We start from the raw sequence: 14,584 nt of genomic DNA on the forward strand, positions 1-14,584 counted from the left end.
CTCCAGTACGTGAAAAACTCGTTGCTTGTGACTCGCAATTATCTCGCGGACTACGCGGTCGCCGCACAACTCGCGGACGTCGCTGACGCCATCACGACCGATCGGTTCACCTCAACCGACCTTAAAGTGACGAGCAAGCCCGATCGCACACCGGTGACCGACGCCGATGTCACCGTGGAGGACGCGATCCGGGAGGTGCTGGCGACCGAGCGTCCCGGCGACGCGATCGCAGGCGAGGAACGGGGTGGTTTCAACGCCGACGAGCTTGGCGGAAGAACGTGGATCCTCGATCCGATCGACGGCACGAAGAACTTCCTGCGCGGCATACCGGCGTGGGCGACGCTGATCGCGCTGGTCGAGGATGGAGTGCCGGTCGTGGGCATGGTCAGCGCGCCCGCACTCGGCAAACGCTGGTGGGCACATCGCGGCGGCGGGGCCTTCACGTCGAACGGCACTGGCTCTGACGAGCGGCGGATCGGCGTCTCCGGCGTATCCGCGCTTGAGGACGCGTACCTGTCCACGACGAACCTGAGTACCTGGTCGGAGTACCACAGCCTGCCCGCGTACCTCGGGCTTGTCGAGGCGTGCTGGGAGAACCGGGCATTCGGCGACTTCTGGTCGCACTGCCTCGTCGCCGAGGGTGTGATCGACATAGCGGCCGAGCCGATCGTGAACCCGTGGGACGTCGCGCCCATGCAGGTACTGGTCAGCGAGGCAGGCGGGCGGTTCTCGGACCTGTCCGGCGTGGAGCGGTTCGACGGCGGCAACGCACTGTCGACCAACGGGGCGCTGCACGATCCCACGCTGCGGGTGTTGAGTCAGGACGGTCTGGTGTAGTCCTCGCCGCGAGCATCCTGACGTTCATAATGTCTGTTCATAAGCGTGGATCACAGTCGGGCGGCTCGTTTGGTTGGCCGAGCATGGGCTCGGGTGTCTTGCACAGAATCCGATACGGCCGTATCGCCGACGATACGTCCGTATCGGTTTCCGCAGGAGAAGTCCCCGGCCGGCAACCGCTTCGCGACTAGCTCTCCTTCGGCGGCAGCAACCCGACCGCGCCCCTCGCGACTTGGGTCCAGGCGAGACGTCCGAAGAGGTAGTTGCAGGCGACCTGTTCGTTGCTGAAGCACGCCCAGTCGTAGCGGTTGCCCTGCTCACGCCAGAACACCTCCCACACGGTTTCCTGCCGGAGCTGGTCCTCGCTCATCGGAACCTGGCGTTCGATGCGCAGCACACACCAGGCGTTGTCGGCTTCCGCGCCGATGGAGATCACCTCGGGCGGGACGCCGATGGCGGTCAGCCACTTCGCGATCGACTCGACGTTCATGTGCCTTCCCCCGTCTCGGATGGTTCTGGCGTGGCCTCCGCGAGATACCCCAACGCGAGGAGGTCCGTGACCGGATAGACGGCGCGGTAACGCAGACCCCCACCAGGCTGGCCGAACCATGGCGCGAGCTCGGCCGCCCACACTGGCAGCTCTCGCAGCACGCGGTACCGGTGGTAGCCGCTCTCCAGCCGAGCGGGTGGCAGCGACCGCGCGGGATACGACGAGCGGTCGGCGGCGAACACCCGTCCGTGTTCATCCCCGAATCTGTCGATCACCGTGCCCACCGGCAACACGATCGGCTCGCCGTGCTCGCGGCAGCCCTCCGGATGCAGCTCACCGGGTGGCCACACGTACTCCACGCGGGTGCTATCGCGGGCGACGACGAAACGTCGTCGCCAGTCGTCGTCATCGGGGGCGGCAAGGGGGTCGTTCTCGCACAGATCCGCGACGGCGGGGTGCTCGGCTGGCAATCCTCGCACCGCCTGGTCCGCGCCGGGCTCCGGTGGCTCGCCAGGGTCGATGCGGTGCGACTCGGGATGGTCGTGCGGCGGGAAGCGCAGGCCGGTGGCGAAGTCGGCTTCGTCGTCCCGCGGCGGAAGCTGGTACGCCGGTGCGCTCGCCGGGACCGGCAGGTGGCCGATCGGGAACATGTGCACAAGGAACAACGCGACAACACTGCCTCGATCCTGCCGTGGCGTACCGGTGCTGGCCTGCGGCTCGGGTGGCGGGGCGGGTCGTTGCGTCGGTTGGTGCGTCGGCTGCGGTACGGCTTGTTGCGGTGGCTGGCTCGACGCTGGGTTGCGGGTGTGCGGTTGGGGCGCGTTCTGCCCTTGCGCGGGCGGTGCCGCGCCACCGAACGGAGCCGCGCCCATGCCTGCGCCCGGTGCGTTGTAACCCGCAGGTGGACCGCCGACCGGCCCGGGGCCCGCGGACGGTGCGGCCGGAGCAGGCGGTGGCATGGCGGGCGCGTCGGCGAATCCCGCGAGACCGGTGCTGCCATCGATCGGCGGCATCGGCTGGCCGCTCGGGTAGGCACCGCGCGGTGGCACGCCGGGTGAACCGGCACCGGCAGGGAAGCCCGAGGGCGGCGTCGGCGCGTCGGCGTACGGATCGCCCGCGATCGGGACACCGGACGGCGGTGTCGGCGCGGTGAGCGAGACGTCGTCCGGCGTCCGCCCCGGCACATCGTCCGGCGTCCGCCCCGGCACATCGTCCGCACCGCCGAGGACGTCGTCCGCTGCGGCATCAGCGCCGAGCGGCCCCGCATCCGTGAGACCGCTCGCGGTATCCCCGACGTGCTGGACCGCCTCGCCAGGAACGTCCAAAACGGACTCGGCCCCGCCGTGAGACGTCCGCTCAGGGTCCGTCTCGGGAACCGGGGCGTCCGGGGCGTGCGAGCCGCCGCGCACAGGGTCAGCCACCTCGCTGGCCAGTGTGTTCGCGGTAGCGTTGAGATCAGCCGACGTCTTGCCGAGCAAGGTCGACACCCCGGCCAGGGCGTCGGGATGGCCACCATCGGCCGCCACGTTCGCGGCGTCGACCTGGCGTGCCGCCTCGGTCAGCTGCCGCACCATCTCCACCTTGCTCTCCGCGATCCGGTCAGCCGCGTGCTCCAGCCGGTCGGCGGCCTCGGTCGCTCCCCGAGCCGCTCGATCCAGCTCGCCGGTATCAGCGTCGACGACGCGTGCCCACGACATCCGCGCCGCCGCCGCGCCTTCGCCGGACATGCCATCGAACGCGGCGGTGGCGGACGCGTCGGCATCACTCGCGAGTGTGGTGAGTTGGGCCGCCGCATCGCGCCATGCCCTGGCCTGCTCACGCATGGCGTCTTCGTCCGCTTCCGGCCAGCGCACACCGGTGCGGGCGGCGATGTCAGCGAGTTCGCGCGGCAGCTCGATCCCCACAACGCCCCCTATGCCTGATCAAGCCTGCGCGCTATGCGGCCGAGATCGTCGGCACCCACGTCGTCGGTGGCCTGATAGGTCGTCGCGGCATCGGCCAGCCGGGCACCCATCCGGCCGAGTGTGTCGCCCAGCCCGGTTATGAGCGCCAACGCCGAATCCGCTGCCGCGCGGTGGGTGGCGTCGAAGCTGCTGCCAACCTCGTCGGACCCCCACGGCGCACCGGTGGTATCCAACGCGTCCCTGAGAGTGTTCGCGATGCGCGTCGCGCGTTCCGCATGCGTGTCGAAGTCGCGCGCGTGCTTGGCGACCCGCTCGACGTTGGCGGACCAGCCGTCGGTCATGAGGTGCCCCGCCGGCCCTCGGCGACCCAGTTGGTGGCGGCGAAGTCCTCGTCATCAGCGTCCTCGGGGGAGTCGCGAGGGGTCGGGCGTGGTTCGGGCGGGAGTTCATCCGGCGTCAGATCGGCGGTGCCGCGCAGCATCGCCTTCGAGTCGGTGCCCGCGGGCAGCGTCGGCGCGAGGACGTCGGCCGCCTCCGCGAGGGCACGTCGGGACGCCGATGTCACCAGCCGCAAGATCTCGGTCGCCAGTTCGGACGGCCGATGCGCGCGGTAGACGTCGTCAGCCAGCGTCAGCCCAGTTAACGTGCCGCGCGACCCCACGGTGACGGTGATTCCGCCGTCCGCGCTGCGCTCGGTCGCCGTGATCGCGGCGAGCCGCTGATGCACCGTCGCGAGCTGCTCCCTGCTCCTGGCGTAGTCCGCGAGCAGTTGGTTGACCTGCGCGCGATGGTCGGTCACGGCGTCCTCCGGTCCCTGGTGGGTGTCGGGTCGGCAGTGGAGTGAGACGTTAACGCACCCGCCTCGGTTCCCGTCGCGGCGAAAGCCGCGCTCAATCGCCGGACAGTGCCCGCACCACTCGGGACGGCGCTGGCCTGCCGAGCTGCCGCGACATCCACACGCTGGTGTCGACGAGCTTGTCCAAGTCGACGCCGTGGGCGATGCCGAGACCATCGAGCAGCCACACCAGATCCTCCGTGGCGAGGTTGCCGGTCGCGGACTTCGCGTACGGGCAGCCGCCGAGCCCGCCCGCCGACGCGTCCACGCACCGCACACCCTGCCGCAGCGCCGCGTAGGTATTGGACAACGCTTGGCCGTAGGTGTCGTGGAAGTGCACCGCGAGCGCGTCGACGTCGACCCCGACGGCGGCCAGCGCACGCAGGAGCTCCTCCACCTGGCCCGGCGTGGCGACGCCGATGGTGTCGCCGAGCGAGAGCTGCGAACAGCCCATGTCGATCAGTCGCGCGCCCACCCGCGCGACCTGCGCCGGGTCGACCGCGCCCTCCCACGGGTCGCCGAAGCACATCGACAGATACCCGCGCACGTCCAGCCCCTCCGACCGCGCACGCTCGACGACCGGCTCGAACATGGCGAACTGTTCGTCCAACGTGCTGTTGAGGTTGCGATTGGCGAAGGTTTCCGTGGCGCTGGCGAACACGGCGACGTGGCGCACCCCGGACTCCAGCGCCCGGTCCAGCCCGCGCTGGTTGGGCACGAGCACCGGGTATCGGACGTCGTCACGCGGCTTCAGCCCGGCGAGCACCTCGGCGGCGTCCGCGAGCTGCGGCACCCACTTCGGGTGCACGAAGCTCGTCGCCTCGATCGTGGTCAGCCCGGCCTCGGCTAGCCGCTCGATGAACTCGACCTTGACGCCGACGTCGACGATGTCCGACTCGTTCTGCAGCCCATCGCGCGCACCGACCTCCCAGATCGTGATGCTCTCCGGCATGTCACTCGCCGCTGCTCTGGCTGGCAGGCCCAGTTCCCGCACGCTCACGTCTCACCAACCCCGCCGTGTCTCACGCGGCCGTTCCATCAGCTCGGTTTCATCGTCGGTGTAGTCGTCGTACGGGTTGTCGTTGAGGAACCGGTAGATGTCGGTGTGCACCTGCTCAACGCGGGGGATGTCGTCGAACCGGAGCGGCTCCTCGGACGCCGACTCGATGAACAGCGTGCCGCAGCCGAAGATGCGGTCGAGCAGGCCATGCTCGAACCGCACGCTGTGGATACGTCGCATCGGAATGTCGATGCCCGTCCGGGTGATGACGCCTTCCCGGGCGATCACCCGATCGGTCGTGACAACGAAATGGGTGGTGCGCCACCGGATGAACGGAGCGAACACCCGCAACACCAGCACGAGCACCACGACGACGCCTATCGCGATCGCCGCGACCAAATCCCACGGTGGCGGGAACTCGGCCGCGAGCACGATGCCCCATATCCCCGCCGCGGCCGCGATCACGAACGCGAAGATCGGCATGATCAGCATCTTGAAATGCGGATGCCGGTGCACTATTACCTGCTCGCCCGTGCTGAGCAGGTCCTTGGGGTAAGCCACCTCGCCACGCTCCCGTGTCCTCGATGTCAGCGCAGCCAACCGTACCGACTTGGCCCGTCACCGGAGTGTGAACGCGCCGCCGCGTCCGCGTGGTGTCAGCGGAGATGGATGACGTCACCCGCCAGGACGGTGCTGCGCTGCCCATTGTCGTCCTCGATGGTGAGCCTGCCAACGGCATCGACGTCAACGGCGGTGCCGGTTCGCGTTTCGCCTTGTGGCAGCGACACCGTGACGGTGCGGCCGAGCGTGCCGCACGCTTCGCGGTAGTCCGCGAGCAACCCTGCCTTGGCTAGATCGCCGTGCGCCACCCGCCACGCACGTTCCCGTTCGGCCAGCCTGCGCAGCAACGTCGCCGCGATCTCAGTGCGGTCCGTTGTGCGTGCCCCGTGCTCGGCCAGCGAGGTCGCCGCGAGCCCGCCCGGCCCTGGCTCGACGTCGCCCAGCGGCTGGACGTTGAGACCGATACCCAGCACGACGGCCCGCTGCGGCACCAGCTCAGCCAGCACGCCCGCCAGCTTGCCGTTACCCACGAGGACATCGTTGGGCCACTTCAGCGTGGCGGCGACGCCTAGGTCGTCACACAAGTCGGTGAGGGCGAGCCCGGCTACGATCGCCAGCGACCCAGTGGCCTCCGGCGGCACCTCTGCCGGGCGCAGCAGCACGCTCAGGTACAGCCCGGCGCCCGCTGGCGACACCCACGTACGCGCGAGCCTGCCGACGCCCGCGGTTTGCTCCTCCGCGATGAGCACCGTGTAGTCGGCCGCGCCGGTACGCGCGGCTTCGATCAGATCGGTGTTGGTGGAACCCGTGCTGGCGACGACATCGAGTGCGGCATAGGCCTGTAAAGTGACGAGCTCCGTGCGCAACCGGTCGGCGTCGAGTGCGGTCATGCTGGCCTCCTTCTTGTCGCGGCACGTCGCGTCGTCAACCGAGCGGCGGCCAGCATGGTGTCCGATGATTCGGACCTGCAAGCAGTCCTCATGTCCTCACCTTAAGAGCACACCGGTGATATTGCTGACGTCACACGACACAGGTAAGGCAGGTGGCTTAGGCTGCGGGTTTATGAGTAGCGCAACGGAGCCGCTGGGGGGCCAGCACGGTTCGGCGGAGGAGTCGGTCGACATCCACACCACCGCGGGCAAGCTCGCTGACCTGTATCGCCGCAATGACGAGGCGGTCCACGCGGGTTCAGCGCGTGCGGTGGAGAAGCAGCACGCGAAGGGCAAGAAGACGGCCCGGGAGCGCATCGACATGCTGCTCGACCCTGGATCGTTCGTTGAGCTGGACGAGCTCGCGCGACACCGTTCCACCAACTTCGGCCAGGACGCCAACCGCCCGTATGGCGACGGTGTGGTGACCGGCTACGGCACCATCGACGGCCGCCCGGTGTGCGTGTTCTCGCAGGACGTCACCGTGTTCGGTGGGTCACTCGGTGAGGTGTACGGCGAGAAGATCGTCAAGGTGATGGACCTGGCGATCAAGACCGGCCGCCCGATCATCGGCATCAACGAGGGTGGCGGCGCCCGCATCCAGGAAGGCGTCGTATCGCTCGGCCTCTACGGCGAGATCTTCACCCGCAACGTCAAGGCGTCCGGTGTGGTGCCGCAGATCTCGTTGATCATGGGCGCCAACGCCGGTGGGCACGTCTACTCCCCCGCGCTCACTGACTTCGTGGTGATGGTGGATCAGACGTCGCACATGTTCATCACCGGCCCCGATGTGATCAAGACCGTCACCGGTGAAGAGGTCACCTTCGAGGAACTCGGTGGCGGGCGCTCGCACAACACCAAGTCGGGCAACGCCCACTACCTCGGCGCGGACGAGGACGACGCCATCTCCTACGTCAAGGAACTGCTGTCGTTCCTGCCCGCCAACAACCTCTCCGAGCCCCCGGTGTTCGAAGCCCCAGCGCATTCGGGCAACTCGGTCGCCGACGACATCACCGACGACGACCGCGAACTCGACACCCTCATCCCCGACTCGCCCAACGTGCCCTACGACATGCACGAAGTCATCCGCCGCGTGGTGGACGAGGGCGAGTTCCTCGAGGTCCACGAACTGTTCGCCCCCAACGTCGTCGTCGGGTTCGGCCGCGTCGACGGCCAAAGCGTGGGAATCGTCGCGAACCAGCCCACCCAGTTCGCCGGATGCCTCGACATCGACGCCAGCGAGAAGGCCGCCCGGTTCGTGCGCACCTGCGACGCCTTCAACGTCCCCGTGCTCACCTTCGTCGACGTCCCCGGCTTCCTCCCGGGCACCGACCAGGAATGGAACGGCATCATCCGCCGCGGCGCGAAACTCATCTACGCCTACGCCGAAGCCACCGTCCCCCTGGTCACCGTCATCACCCGCAAGGCCTACGGCGGCGCCTACGACGTCATGGGCTCCAAACACCTCGGCGCCGACATCAACCTCGCCTGGCCCACCGCCCAGATCGCGGTCATGGGCGCCCAAGGCGCGGCCAACATCGTCTACCGCAAAACCCTCGCCAACGCCGAAAGCGAGGGCCAAGACATCGAGAAACTGCGCGCCGAACTCATCCAGGAGTACGAAGACACCCTCTGCAACCCCTACGTCGCCGCCGAACGCGGCTACGTCGACTCCGTCATCCCACCCTCACACACCCGCGGCTACGTCGCCCGCTCCCTGCGCATCCTCGGCGACAAACGCGAAAACCAACCACCCAAGAAGCACGGCAACATACCGCTATAACGGGTGCAGGAGGTCGCGATGAGCGAAGAGGACACACCACGTCCGTTGCTGCGGGTCGTGCGTGGCGCGCCGGACGACGTCGAGCTGGCGGCGTTGACCAGCGTGATCGCCGCCGCGGCGTCTCGCGGTGGCGGCGATGCGAATGGCACGTCGAAGCGCCGCTCGCTGTGGGGTGACCCCGCCGCGCGGTTGCGGACGCCGATCCAGCCAGGTCCGGGCGCGTGGCGCGCGTCAAGCTTGCCGCGATGACGAATCCGGCAACCTCGTCCAGCGCACTGCCCGGTGCGGGCGTGATGCTCAGCGACGAGCGGGCGTCGCTGGAAGGCTTCCTCGACCACTACCGCGCGGTCCTGGTGAATAAGGTGCGCGGGGTGTCCGATGCTGATGCCCGACGGCGGCTGGTGCCATCAGCGACCACGCTTGGCGGTCTGCTCAAGCACGTGGCGTGCGCCGAGCAACGCTGGTTCGAGTACGCGCTTCCGCGCGTGCCGTTCGAGCCGAAGAGCGAGGAGGAGCGTCTCGCCGAGTTCGGCATGACCGAGGACGAGACGGTCGACGAGCTGATCGAGGCGTACGAGGAGCAGTGCGCGCGGTCGCGTGAGGTGGCTGCCCGGTACCAGCTGGATGACCGGGGGCACCGGTTCGGCACGGACATGACGCTGCGCTGGATCTACCTGCACATGATCGAGGAGACGGCTCGTCATGCGGGCCACGCCGACATTCTGCGGGAACAGCTCGACGGCGCCACGGGGGACTAACAGGCCACCTCATACACTCACGGCCGTGGATTTCGTACTGGCTTCGGCGTCCCCTGCCCGGCTGGCTGTCCTGCGCGCCGCTGGGGTCGACCCCGTCGTGCACGTATCCGGCGTCGATGAGGACGCCGTCGCCGCGACGCTGACCAACCCCACTCCGGAACAACTCGTGCTCGCGCTGGCTCGAGCCAAGGCCGACGCGGTCGCCGAGGCCGTCGCGGAGTCACACCCGGACGCCGTGGTCGTTGGCTGCGACTCGATGCTGTCGTTCGACGGCGAGGTCGTCGGCAAACCAGGCACATCAGAGACCGCCCGCGAACGCTGGCTGCGGATGAGTGGCGGCACCGGCGAGCTGCTGACCGGGCACGTCGTCGTCCGGCTCGACGGTGGTGCGCGCACCAAGGACGCCGGGGCGACGGAAACGACGGTGGTGCGGTTCGCCTCACCCAGCGAGCACGAGATCGACGCCTACCTCGCCACCGGCGAGCCGCTGCACGTCGCGGGTGGGTTCACCCTCGACGGCATCGGCGGCTGGTTCGTCGACGGCATCGACGGGGACCCGTCCAGCGTCATCGGCATCAGCCTGCCGCTGACCCGAACACTGCTCACCGACATCGACGTCAGCGTGGTCGACCTCTGGCGGCGGTGAGACACGGACGCCAACCCGACGATCACGAACCAGCCGGGCTGGAAATCCGCTTGCCACGCACGATCACCCACAGCAGCCACGCCTGAACGAGTCCACCGAGCGTGAGGAACAGCATATACGCGGCCCCCTCCGCCGGAAGGAACTGGAGAAGCAGCGAGCTGGGCAAGGTGGCCAGAAACAGCCACATTCCGGCGAGACTTCCCGGCTTCAGAGCGGTGTCGACCGTAACGAAGACGGCAGCGCCGATCACGATCACCGCGTAACCGACAGAGATCGATAGCGCCCGGTTTCCGCGGCTATATTCCGCGACAGCGTCGCGCAGTAGCCATATCGACCATAATCGCATGCTTCAGCCTTTCTAATACGAATCGCAACCCTCAGAGTCGACACAATTGCTAGTAATAGTCTTCGTGGAGCGAAATCTCCGTACCCCGATGCGCTATTGGCCAAGGTATGCACGGATTCAGAACCAACTTGCATCTGCGACCCCTTTCAACAACTGCATTCTCGCCCTTTCAAGCACCTCGCCTTTTAACGGAAACAAAGCTGACCCTGAGTGGCCCCGATATATGAGCATGTAGTCGGGGACCGCTGGCCGACCGTTCTCTATAACCAAGGCTTCATACTTCCTCGATTGAGCCGCCTGAACCAACTCGCGGCGCAAAATAGTCGCGGCACGTTCCAGACGAAGTTCGACCGCATATTCACCTTTTTTGTCATAGTTCCAAATGATTATTTCATCGCGGTCCGATGTGACGCAGCGCGTTCGCAGACTCGCATGCAGTCCACACCCGTACACAACCGAATGATGATCTTTCAGGTCACGGTACATCCTTTTCATTCGGAACTTCCGAATCGCACTTAGGTGACCTAGTAACAGAACAGCTATCACGACTCCCGCAGGTGCTCCCAGATACCTAACATCGGTCTGAGTTGGCCCCTCAAGAAGTAGGCAAAGCGTCACACCTAAAGCAGTATAGGCAAGAGCTAGCAAAATTCCTGTGCGGTTTCTCATGAAACTTTCAATCGAACATCACAAGAATATGACATAAAGTAATCAACCCCCAGAATCGGTTTAGAATGATAAATATGGCGCGTACCATAAGGAGGCCGGACAGTTCAAGTCAAGCTTTTTTGTGAAGCTGGCCACCTCCAACTGCTGTATCTGACGCGGTCACGCACCTACGCTAAGAAAGAGTGGGCATCCCGACCACGGCAGTGAGCACCGCCCTGCTCGCCTGCCTCGCACTCACAGGGTGCGAGGCGGGCACCCATGCACCAAGGCCATCCGCGACGTCGCCAGCACCCAGCTCCGCCGAGAAGACGTCGAGCGCCGTGAAACCGCCACCCACAGCGTTCCCGGAAGCCGCCACACCTCGCGCGCTGGCCATGCTCCTCGCCCGTGCCGAACGCGCTCTCGCGGACGAGACGACGCCGGATAAACACCGCACTGGATGGGCGCGTATTCAGCAGCAGGTGTACCGCGAACTCGCCGACCGCCCCCGCTGGCGTGCCACCGCCCGCGACCATGTCCCCGGCCGGTTCCACGCCGCGTACGACCTAACGTTGCGCGCCGCCACCTCACTCAGTCAACTCAACTCGCCACGCGCTGGACCGCCGGACGACTGGCGCATCCGACGTCCGCTCCCGGTCGCCAAACTGCGCGGCCACTATCACGCGGCGCAGAAGCAGTTCGGCGTGCCGTGGCAGATTCTGGCGGCGATCAACTTCGTCGAGACCCGATTCGGCCGTATCCACGGCGACAGCCACGCGGGCGCGCAGGGCCCGATGCAGTTCATGCCCTCGACGTGGGACGTCTACGGGAAGGGCGACGTCAACAACCCACGCGACGCGATCTTGGCGGCGGCGCGGTACCTCACCGCGAGCGGTGCGCCGGACGACATGCGCGGCGCGCTCTACGCCTATAACCACAGCGAGCACTACGTCGAGGCCATCCTCGCCTACGCCAACGCGATGCGACGTTACCCGCACTACCTCGACGTCTACCACCGGTGGCAGGTCTACTTCAGCACGCCGAAAGGCGACGTCCTGCTCCGGGAGGGCTACGGCTCCTAAGAAACCTCGATCCATGGCGCGCGCAGATCCGACATATTACCCACAGGAACGCAATTCTCCGCCGTTCACGTTGATATCCGGCCAGTCGGGCAGATCGGACAGCGTGGGATAGCCCTTAGTGCAACCGCGCGAGGTGCCGTCGAGCGCGAATATCCGCAGCGCGACGGCGGCACCGTCGCAGTCATCGGCACTGCCCGTGCAGTTCGGGTAGGTCGCCAACACGATTCCCGGCGAATCATGCCCGGTAGTGGGGACCAGGTCCAGATATCCCGCATTAGACACGTAGGGCCGTTCCACGGCTTCCCATTTGTCATCGCGCGCGACGAAGACCTCCCCCACCACCGCATCGTCCCGGGCGCCGCGTACCAAGCACGCCGTGGTGTCACCTTCCGTGCACACTAGCGAGCGTTGCGTCAGTTCTGCTCCAAGGTCAGCGAGCGCGGTTTCGAGCACGATGTCCGATCCAGGCGCCAGCACGCGCACGATGCCGTGTTCACCGCCGTCACCGGCGAGCAGCTCAACGGTCACCTCGCCGACCGGCAGACTAGTCAGCACACCACATGGCGACTCGCCGCAGGTCAGGTCGGCAGAGCCGGCTGCGGCGGCAGGAGGACCGAGCTGCCCGGCTGCGTTCATAGGATCTCGCTGGAGCCGCAACAGCACCGCCGACGCGAGCACGAGCACGGTAACGACAAGCGCGACGACGGCCGTGACGACGGCCGGTCGCGATGCCCCCACGGCCACGACTGCCCTCCTGTGCTCGCGGTATCGATCGACCACAGACTGTAGTCTCCCCGCCTCGAATACGCTGGAGACACGGCACCGAATGGCGATAAGGCCCACCAAACGTGAGACGGCTCTCCCTCACATAGCAGCGTGGAATCCGTAAACTGCCCCAAGGCCTTGTTTACCCGCAACGACGCCGGTAGGCCGTGGCGGCCTGTCGAGAAGGAGGTAGGTGTGCCCGAGACAGCATCGGCGACCGGTTCCGAGTCCCTGTCCAAGATCCTGATCGCCAACCGCGGCGAGATCGCGGTGCGCGTGATTCGCGCGGCCAAGGATGCCGGAATCAGCACTGTCGCGGTTTACGCCGACCCTGACCGGGACGCACCGTTCGTCCGGCTCGCCGACGAAGCGTTCGCACTTGGCGGGGAGACCGCCGCCGAGTCGTACCTTGTCTTCGACAAGCTGCTCGACGTCGCCAAGCGCTCCGGCGCCGACGCGGTGCACCCCGGCTACGGCTTCCTCTCGGAGAACTCCGATTTCGCCCAGGCTGTCATCGACGCCGGGCTGAACTGGATCGGGCCGTCGCCACAGGCCATTCGCGACCTCGGCGACAAGGTCACCGCTCGCCACATCGCCGAGCGCGCCGAGGCGCCGTTGGTACCCGGCACCAAGGACCCGGCCAAGAACGCCGACGAGATCGTCGAGTTCGCCAAGCAGCACGGTGTCCCGGTCGCGATCAAGGCGGCGTTCGGTGGTGGCGGACGAGGGATGAAGGTCGCTCGCACCATCGAGGAGATCCCCGAGTTGTTCGAGTCGGCGACCCGCGAAGCGGTCGCGGCGTTCGGACGCGGCGAGTGCTTCGTCGAGCGCTACCTCGACCGGCCGCGTCACGTCGAGGCACAGGTACTCGCCGACAAGCACGGCAACGTCATCGTCGTCGGCACCCGCGACTGCTCGCTGCAGCGCAGGCACCAGAAGCTGGTCGAGGAGGCGCCCGCGCCGTTCCTCACCGACGACCAGCGCAACCGCATCCACGAGTCAGCCAAGGCCATTTGCAGGGCGGCTGGCTACTCCGGTGCCGGCACCGTCGAGTACCTCGTCGGCCAGGACGGCACGATTTCGTTCCTCGAAGTCAACACCCGGCTCCAGGTGGAGCACCCGGTGTCCGAAGAGACCACCGGCATCGACCTCGTCCGCGAGCAGTTCCGCATCGCGGCCGGTGAGAAGCTGCGGTTCACCGAGGACCCCGAGCCGCGTGGCCACTCGATCGAGTTCCGCATCAACGGCGAGGACGCTGGCCGCAACTTCCTGCCAGCCCCCGGCACCGTGACACGGTTCGTCGCGCCGAGCGGACCCGGCGTACGCGTCGACGCCGGTGTCGAGGACGGCTCCGTGATCGACGGGCAGTTCGACTCGATGCTGGCGAAGCTGATCGTCACCGGCTCCGACCGGCAGAACGCGCTGGAGCGCAGTCGCCGTGCGCTGGACGAGATGGTCGCCGATGGCCTGGCGACAGTGCTGCCGTTCCACCGCGTGATCGTGCGCGACCCGGCGTTCACCGCTGAAGACGGCTTCACCGTGCACACCCGCTGGATCGAGACCGAGTGGGAGAACACCATCGAGCCGTTCGTCGGCGGCGAGCCCGCCGACGAGGAGCAGGCTGAGCGCCAGACCGTCGTCGTCGAGGTCGGCGGGAGGCGACTCGAGGTGTCGCTGCCCGGTGATTTCGCGATCGGCGGTGGCAACGGCAACCCCGGCGCCGCGAAGGCCAAGCCGCGCAAGCGCGCTGGCGGTAAGAAAGCCGCCGTATCCGGGGACGCGGTGACCGCGCCGATGCAGGGCACCATCGTGAAGCTGCCGATCGAGGACGGTCAGCAGGTCGAGGAGGGCGAGCTGGTCGTCGTCCTCGAGGCGATGAAGATGGAGAATCCCGTCAACGCGCACAAGTCCGGCACCATCACCGGCCTGTCCTGCGAGATCGGCTCGTCCGTCAGCCAGGGTGCGGTGCTGTTCGAAATCAAGGACTGACGGAGGCCGCG

At 67.2% G+C, this 14,584-nt stretch carries 17 protein-coding genes; 7 read left to right on the forward strand and 10 right to left on the reverse strand.

The window, feature by feature from the left end:
- The first annotated feature begins 27 nt into the window (after nt 1-27).
- The gene (hisN, locus tag ACFQGD_RS28785; RefSeq protein WP_345406227.1) at nt 28-837 is read left to right on the forward strand and encodes a histidinol-phosphatase; all 810 of its coding nucleotides are present in this window, start codon (nt 28-30) and stop codon (nt 835-837) included.
- 187 nt (nt 838-1,024) lie between these two features.
- On the opposite strand, the gene ACFQGD_RS28790 is transcribed toward hisN, so the two are convergent.
- From ACFQGD_RS28790 to ACFQGD_RS28820, 7 genes are all read right to left on the reverse strand, one after another.
- Entirely contained in the window at nt 1,025-1,327 is a 303-nt protein-coding gene (locus tag ACFQGD_RS28790) for a hypothetical protein (protein WP_345406224.1), read from the reverse strand.
- The gene (locus ACFQGD_RS28795) at nt 1,324-3,231 is read right to left on the reverse strand and encodes a TNT domain-containing protein (protein WP_345406221.1); all 1,908 of its coding nucleotides are present in this window, start codon (nt 3,229-3,231) and stop codon (nt 1,324-1,326) included. The genes ACFQGD_RS28790 and ACFQGD_RS28795 overlap by 4 nt, the downstream gene beginning before the upstream one ends.
- An 8-nt stretch (nt 3,232-3,239) precedes the next feature.
- Nucleotides 3,240-3,572: a WXG100 family type VII secretion target gene (locus ACFQGD_RS28800; RefSeq protein WP_345406218.1), complete on the reverse strand. Its 333-nt coding sequence runs from the start codon at nt 3,570-3,572 to the stop codon at nt 3,240-3,242.
- Nucleotides 3,569-4,030, reverse strand: coding sequence for a YbaB/EbfC family nucleoid-associated protein (locus ACFQGD_RS28805; RefSeq protein WP_345406215.1), 462 nt, complete (start codon nt 4,028-4,030; stop codon nt 3,569-3,571). The genes ACFQGD_RS28800 and ACFQGD_RS28805 overlap by 4 nt, the downstream gene beginning before the upstream one ends.
- Nucleotides 4,031-4,121: 91 nt before the next feature.
- A complete protein-coding gene (locus tag ACFQGD_RS28810) occupies nt 4,122-5,066 on the reverse strand; it encodes a hydroxymethylglutaryl-CoA lyase (protein WP_345406212.1) in 945 nt (314 codons plus the stop codon).
- A 3-nt stretch (nt 5,067-5,069) separates the two neighbouring features.
- Nucleotides 5,070-5,627, reverse strand: a complete 558-nt coding sequence (locus ACFQGD_RS28815; RefSeq protein WP_345406209.1) for a PH domain-containing protein — start codon at nt 5,625-5,627, stop codon at nt 5,070-5,072.
- Nucleotides 5,628-5,722: 95 nt separating this feature from the next.
- Nucleotides 5,723-6,517: a biotin--[acetyl-CoA-carboxylase] ligase gene (locus tag ACFQGD_RS28820; protein WP_345406206.1), complete on the reverse strand. Its 795-nt coding sequence runs from the start codon at nt 6,515-6,517 to the stop codon at nt 5,723-5,725.
- A gap of 172 nt (nt 6,518-6,689) precedes the next feature.
- Here ACFQGD_RS28820 and ACFQGD_RS28825 point away from each other — a divergent pair, with 172 nt between their 5' ends.
- From ACFQGD_RS28825 to ACFQGD_RS28840, 4 genes are read left to right on the forward strand one after another with little or no spacing between them, the layout of a single operon-like run.
- Nucleotides 6,690-8,339, forward strand: coding sequence for an acyl-CoA carboxylase subunit beta (locus ACFQGD_RS28825; protein ID WP_345406203.1), 1,650 nt, complete (start codon nt 6,690-6,692; stop codon nt 8,337-8,339).
- An 18-nt stretch (nt 8,340-8,357) separates the two neighbouring features.
- Complete coding sequence (locus ACFQGD_RS28830) at nt 8,358-8,588, forward strand: acyl-CoA carboxylase subunit epsilon (protein WP_345406200.1); 231 nt, start codon at nt 8,358-8,360, stop codon at nt 8,586-8,588.
- Nucleotides 8,585-9,097, forward strand: coding sequence for a DinB family protein (locus ACFQGD_RS28835; RefSeq protein WP_345406197.1), 513 nt, complete (start codon nt 8,585-8,587; stop codon nt 9,095-9,097). Before ACFQGD_RS28830 ends, ACFQGD_RS28835 begins: the two co-directional genes overlap by 4 nt.
- A gap of 25 nt (nt 9,098-9,122) precedes the next feature.
- Nucleotides 9,123-9,743 carry a Maf family protein gene (locus tag ACFQGD_RS28840; RefSeq protein ID WP_345406194.1) on the forward strand — a complete coding sequence of 207 codons (621 nt, stop codon included), beginning with the start codon at nt 9,123-9,125 and terminating at the stop codon, nt 9,741-9,743.
- Between the two features lie 22 nt (nt 9,744-9,765).
- Here the strand turns inward: ACFQGD_RS28840 and ACFQGD_RS28845 are convergent, their stop codons facing one another.
- A complete protein-coding gene (locus ACFQGD_RS28845; protein ID WP_390221120.1) occupies nt 9,766-10,089 on the reverse strand; it encodes an SCO4225 family membrane protein in 324 nt (107 codons plus the stop codon).
- Nucleotides 10,090-10,206: 117 nt separating this feature from the next.
- On the reverse strand, nt 10,207-10,575 hold the full coding sequence (locus tag ACFQGD_RS28850) for a hypothetical protein (protein WP_345406188.1): 369 nt from the start codon (nt 10,573-10,575) through the stop codon (nt 10,207-10,209).
- A 365-nt stretch (nt 10,576-10,940) separates the two neighbouring features.
- Between ACFQGD_RS28850 and ACFQGD_RS28855 the strand changes: the two genes are divergently transcribed.
- Nucleotides 10,941-11,819 carry a lytic transglycosylase domain-containing protein gene (locus tag ACFQGD_RS28855; protein ID WP_345406186.1) on the forward strand — a complete coding sequence of 293 codons (879 nt, stop codon included), beginning with the start codon at nt 10,941-10,943 and terminating at the stop codon, nt 11,817-11,819.
- A 36-nt stretch (nt 11,820-11,855) separates the two neighbouring features.
- Here the strand turns inward: ACFQGD_RS28855 and ACFQGD_RS28860 are convergent, their stop codons facing one another.
- Complete coding sequence (locus ACFQGD_RS28860) at nt 11,856-12,563, reverse strand: hypothetical protein (RefSeq protein WP_345406183.1); 708 nt, start codon at nt 12,561-12,563, stop codon at nt 11,856-11,858.
- 216 nt (nt 12,564-12,779) lie between these two features.
- Here ACFQGD_RS28860 and ACFQGD_RS28865 point away from each other — a divergent pair, with 216 nt between their 5' ends.
- Nucleotides 12,780-14,573: an acetyl/propionyl/methylcrotonyl-CoA carboxylase subunit alpha gene (locus tag ACFQGD_RS28865; RefSeq protein WP_345406180.1), complete on the forward strand. Its 1,794-nt coding sequence runs from the start codon at nt 12,780-12,782 to the stop codon at nt 14,571-14,573.
- Nucleotides 14,574-14,584 lie beyond the last annotated feature (11 nt).

It is taken from the genome of Haloechinothrix salitolerans (assembly GCF_042662605.1).
GTDB classification, from domain to species: Bacteria; Actinomycetota; Actinomycetes; order Mycobacteriales; family Pseudonocardiaceae; genus Haloechinothrix_A; species Haloechinothrix_A salitolerans.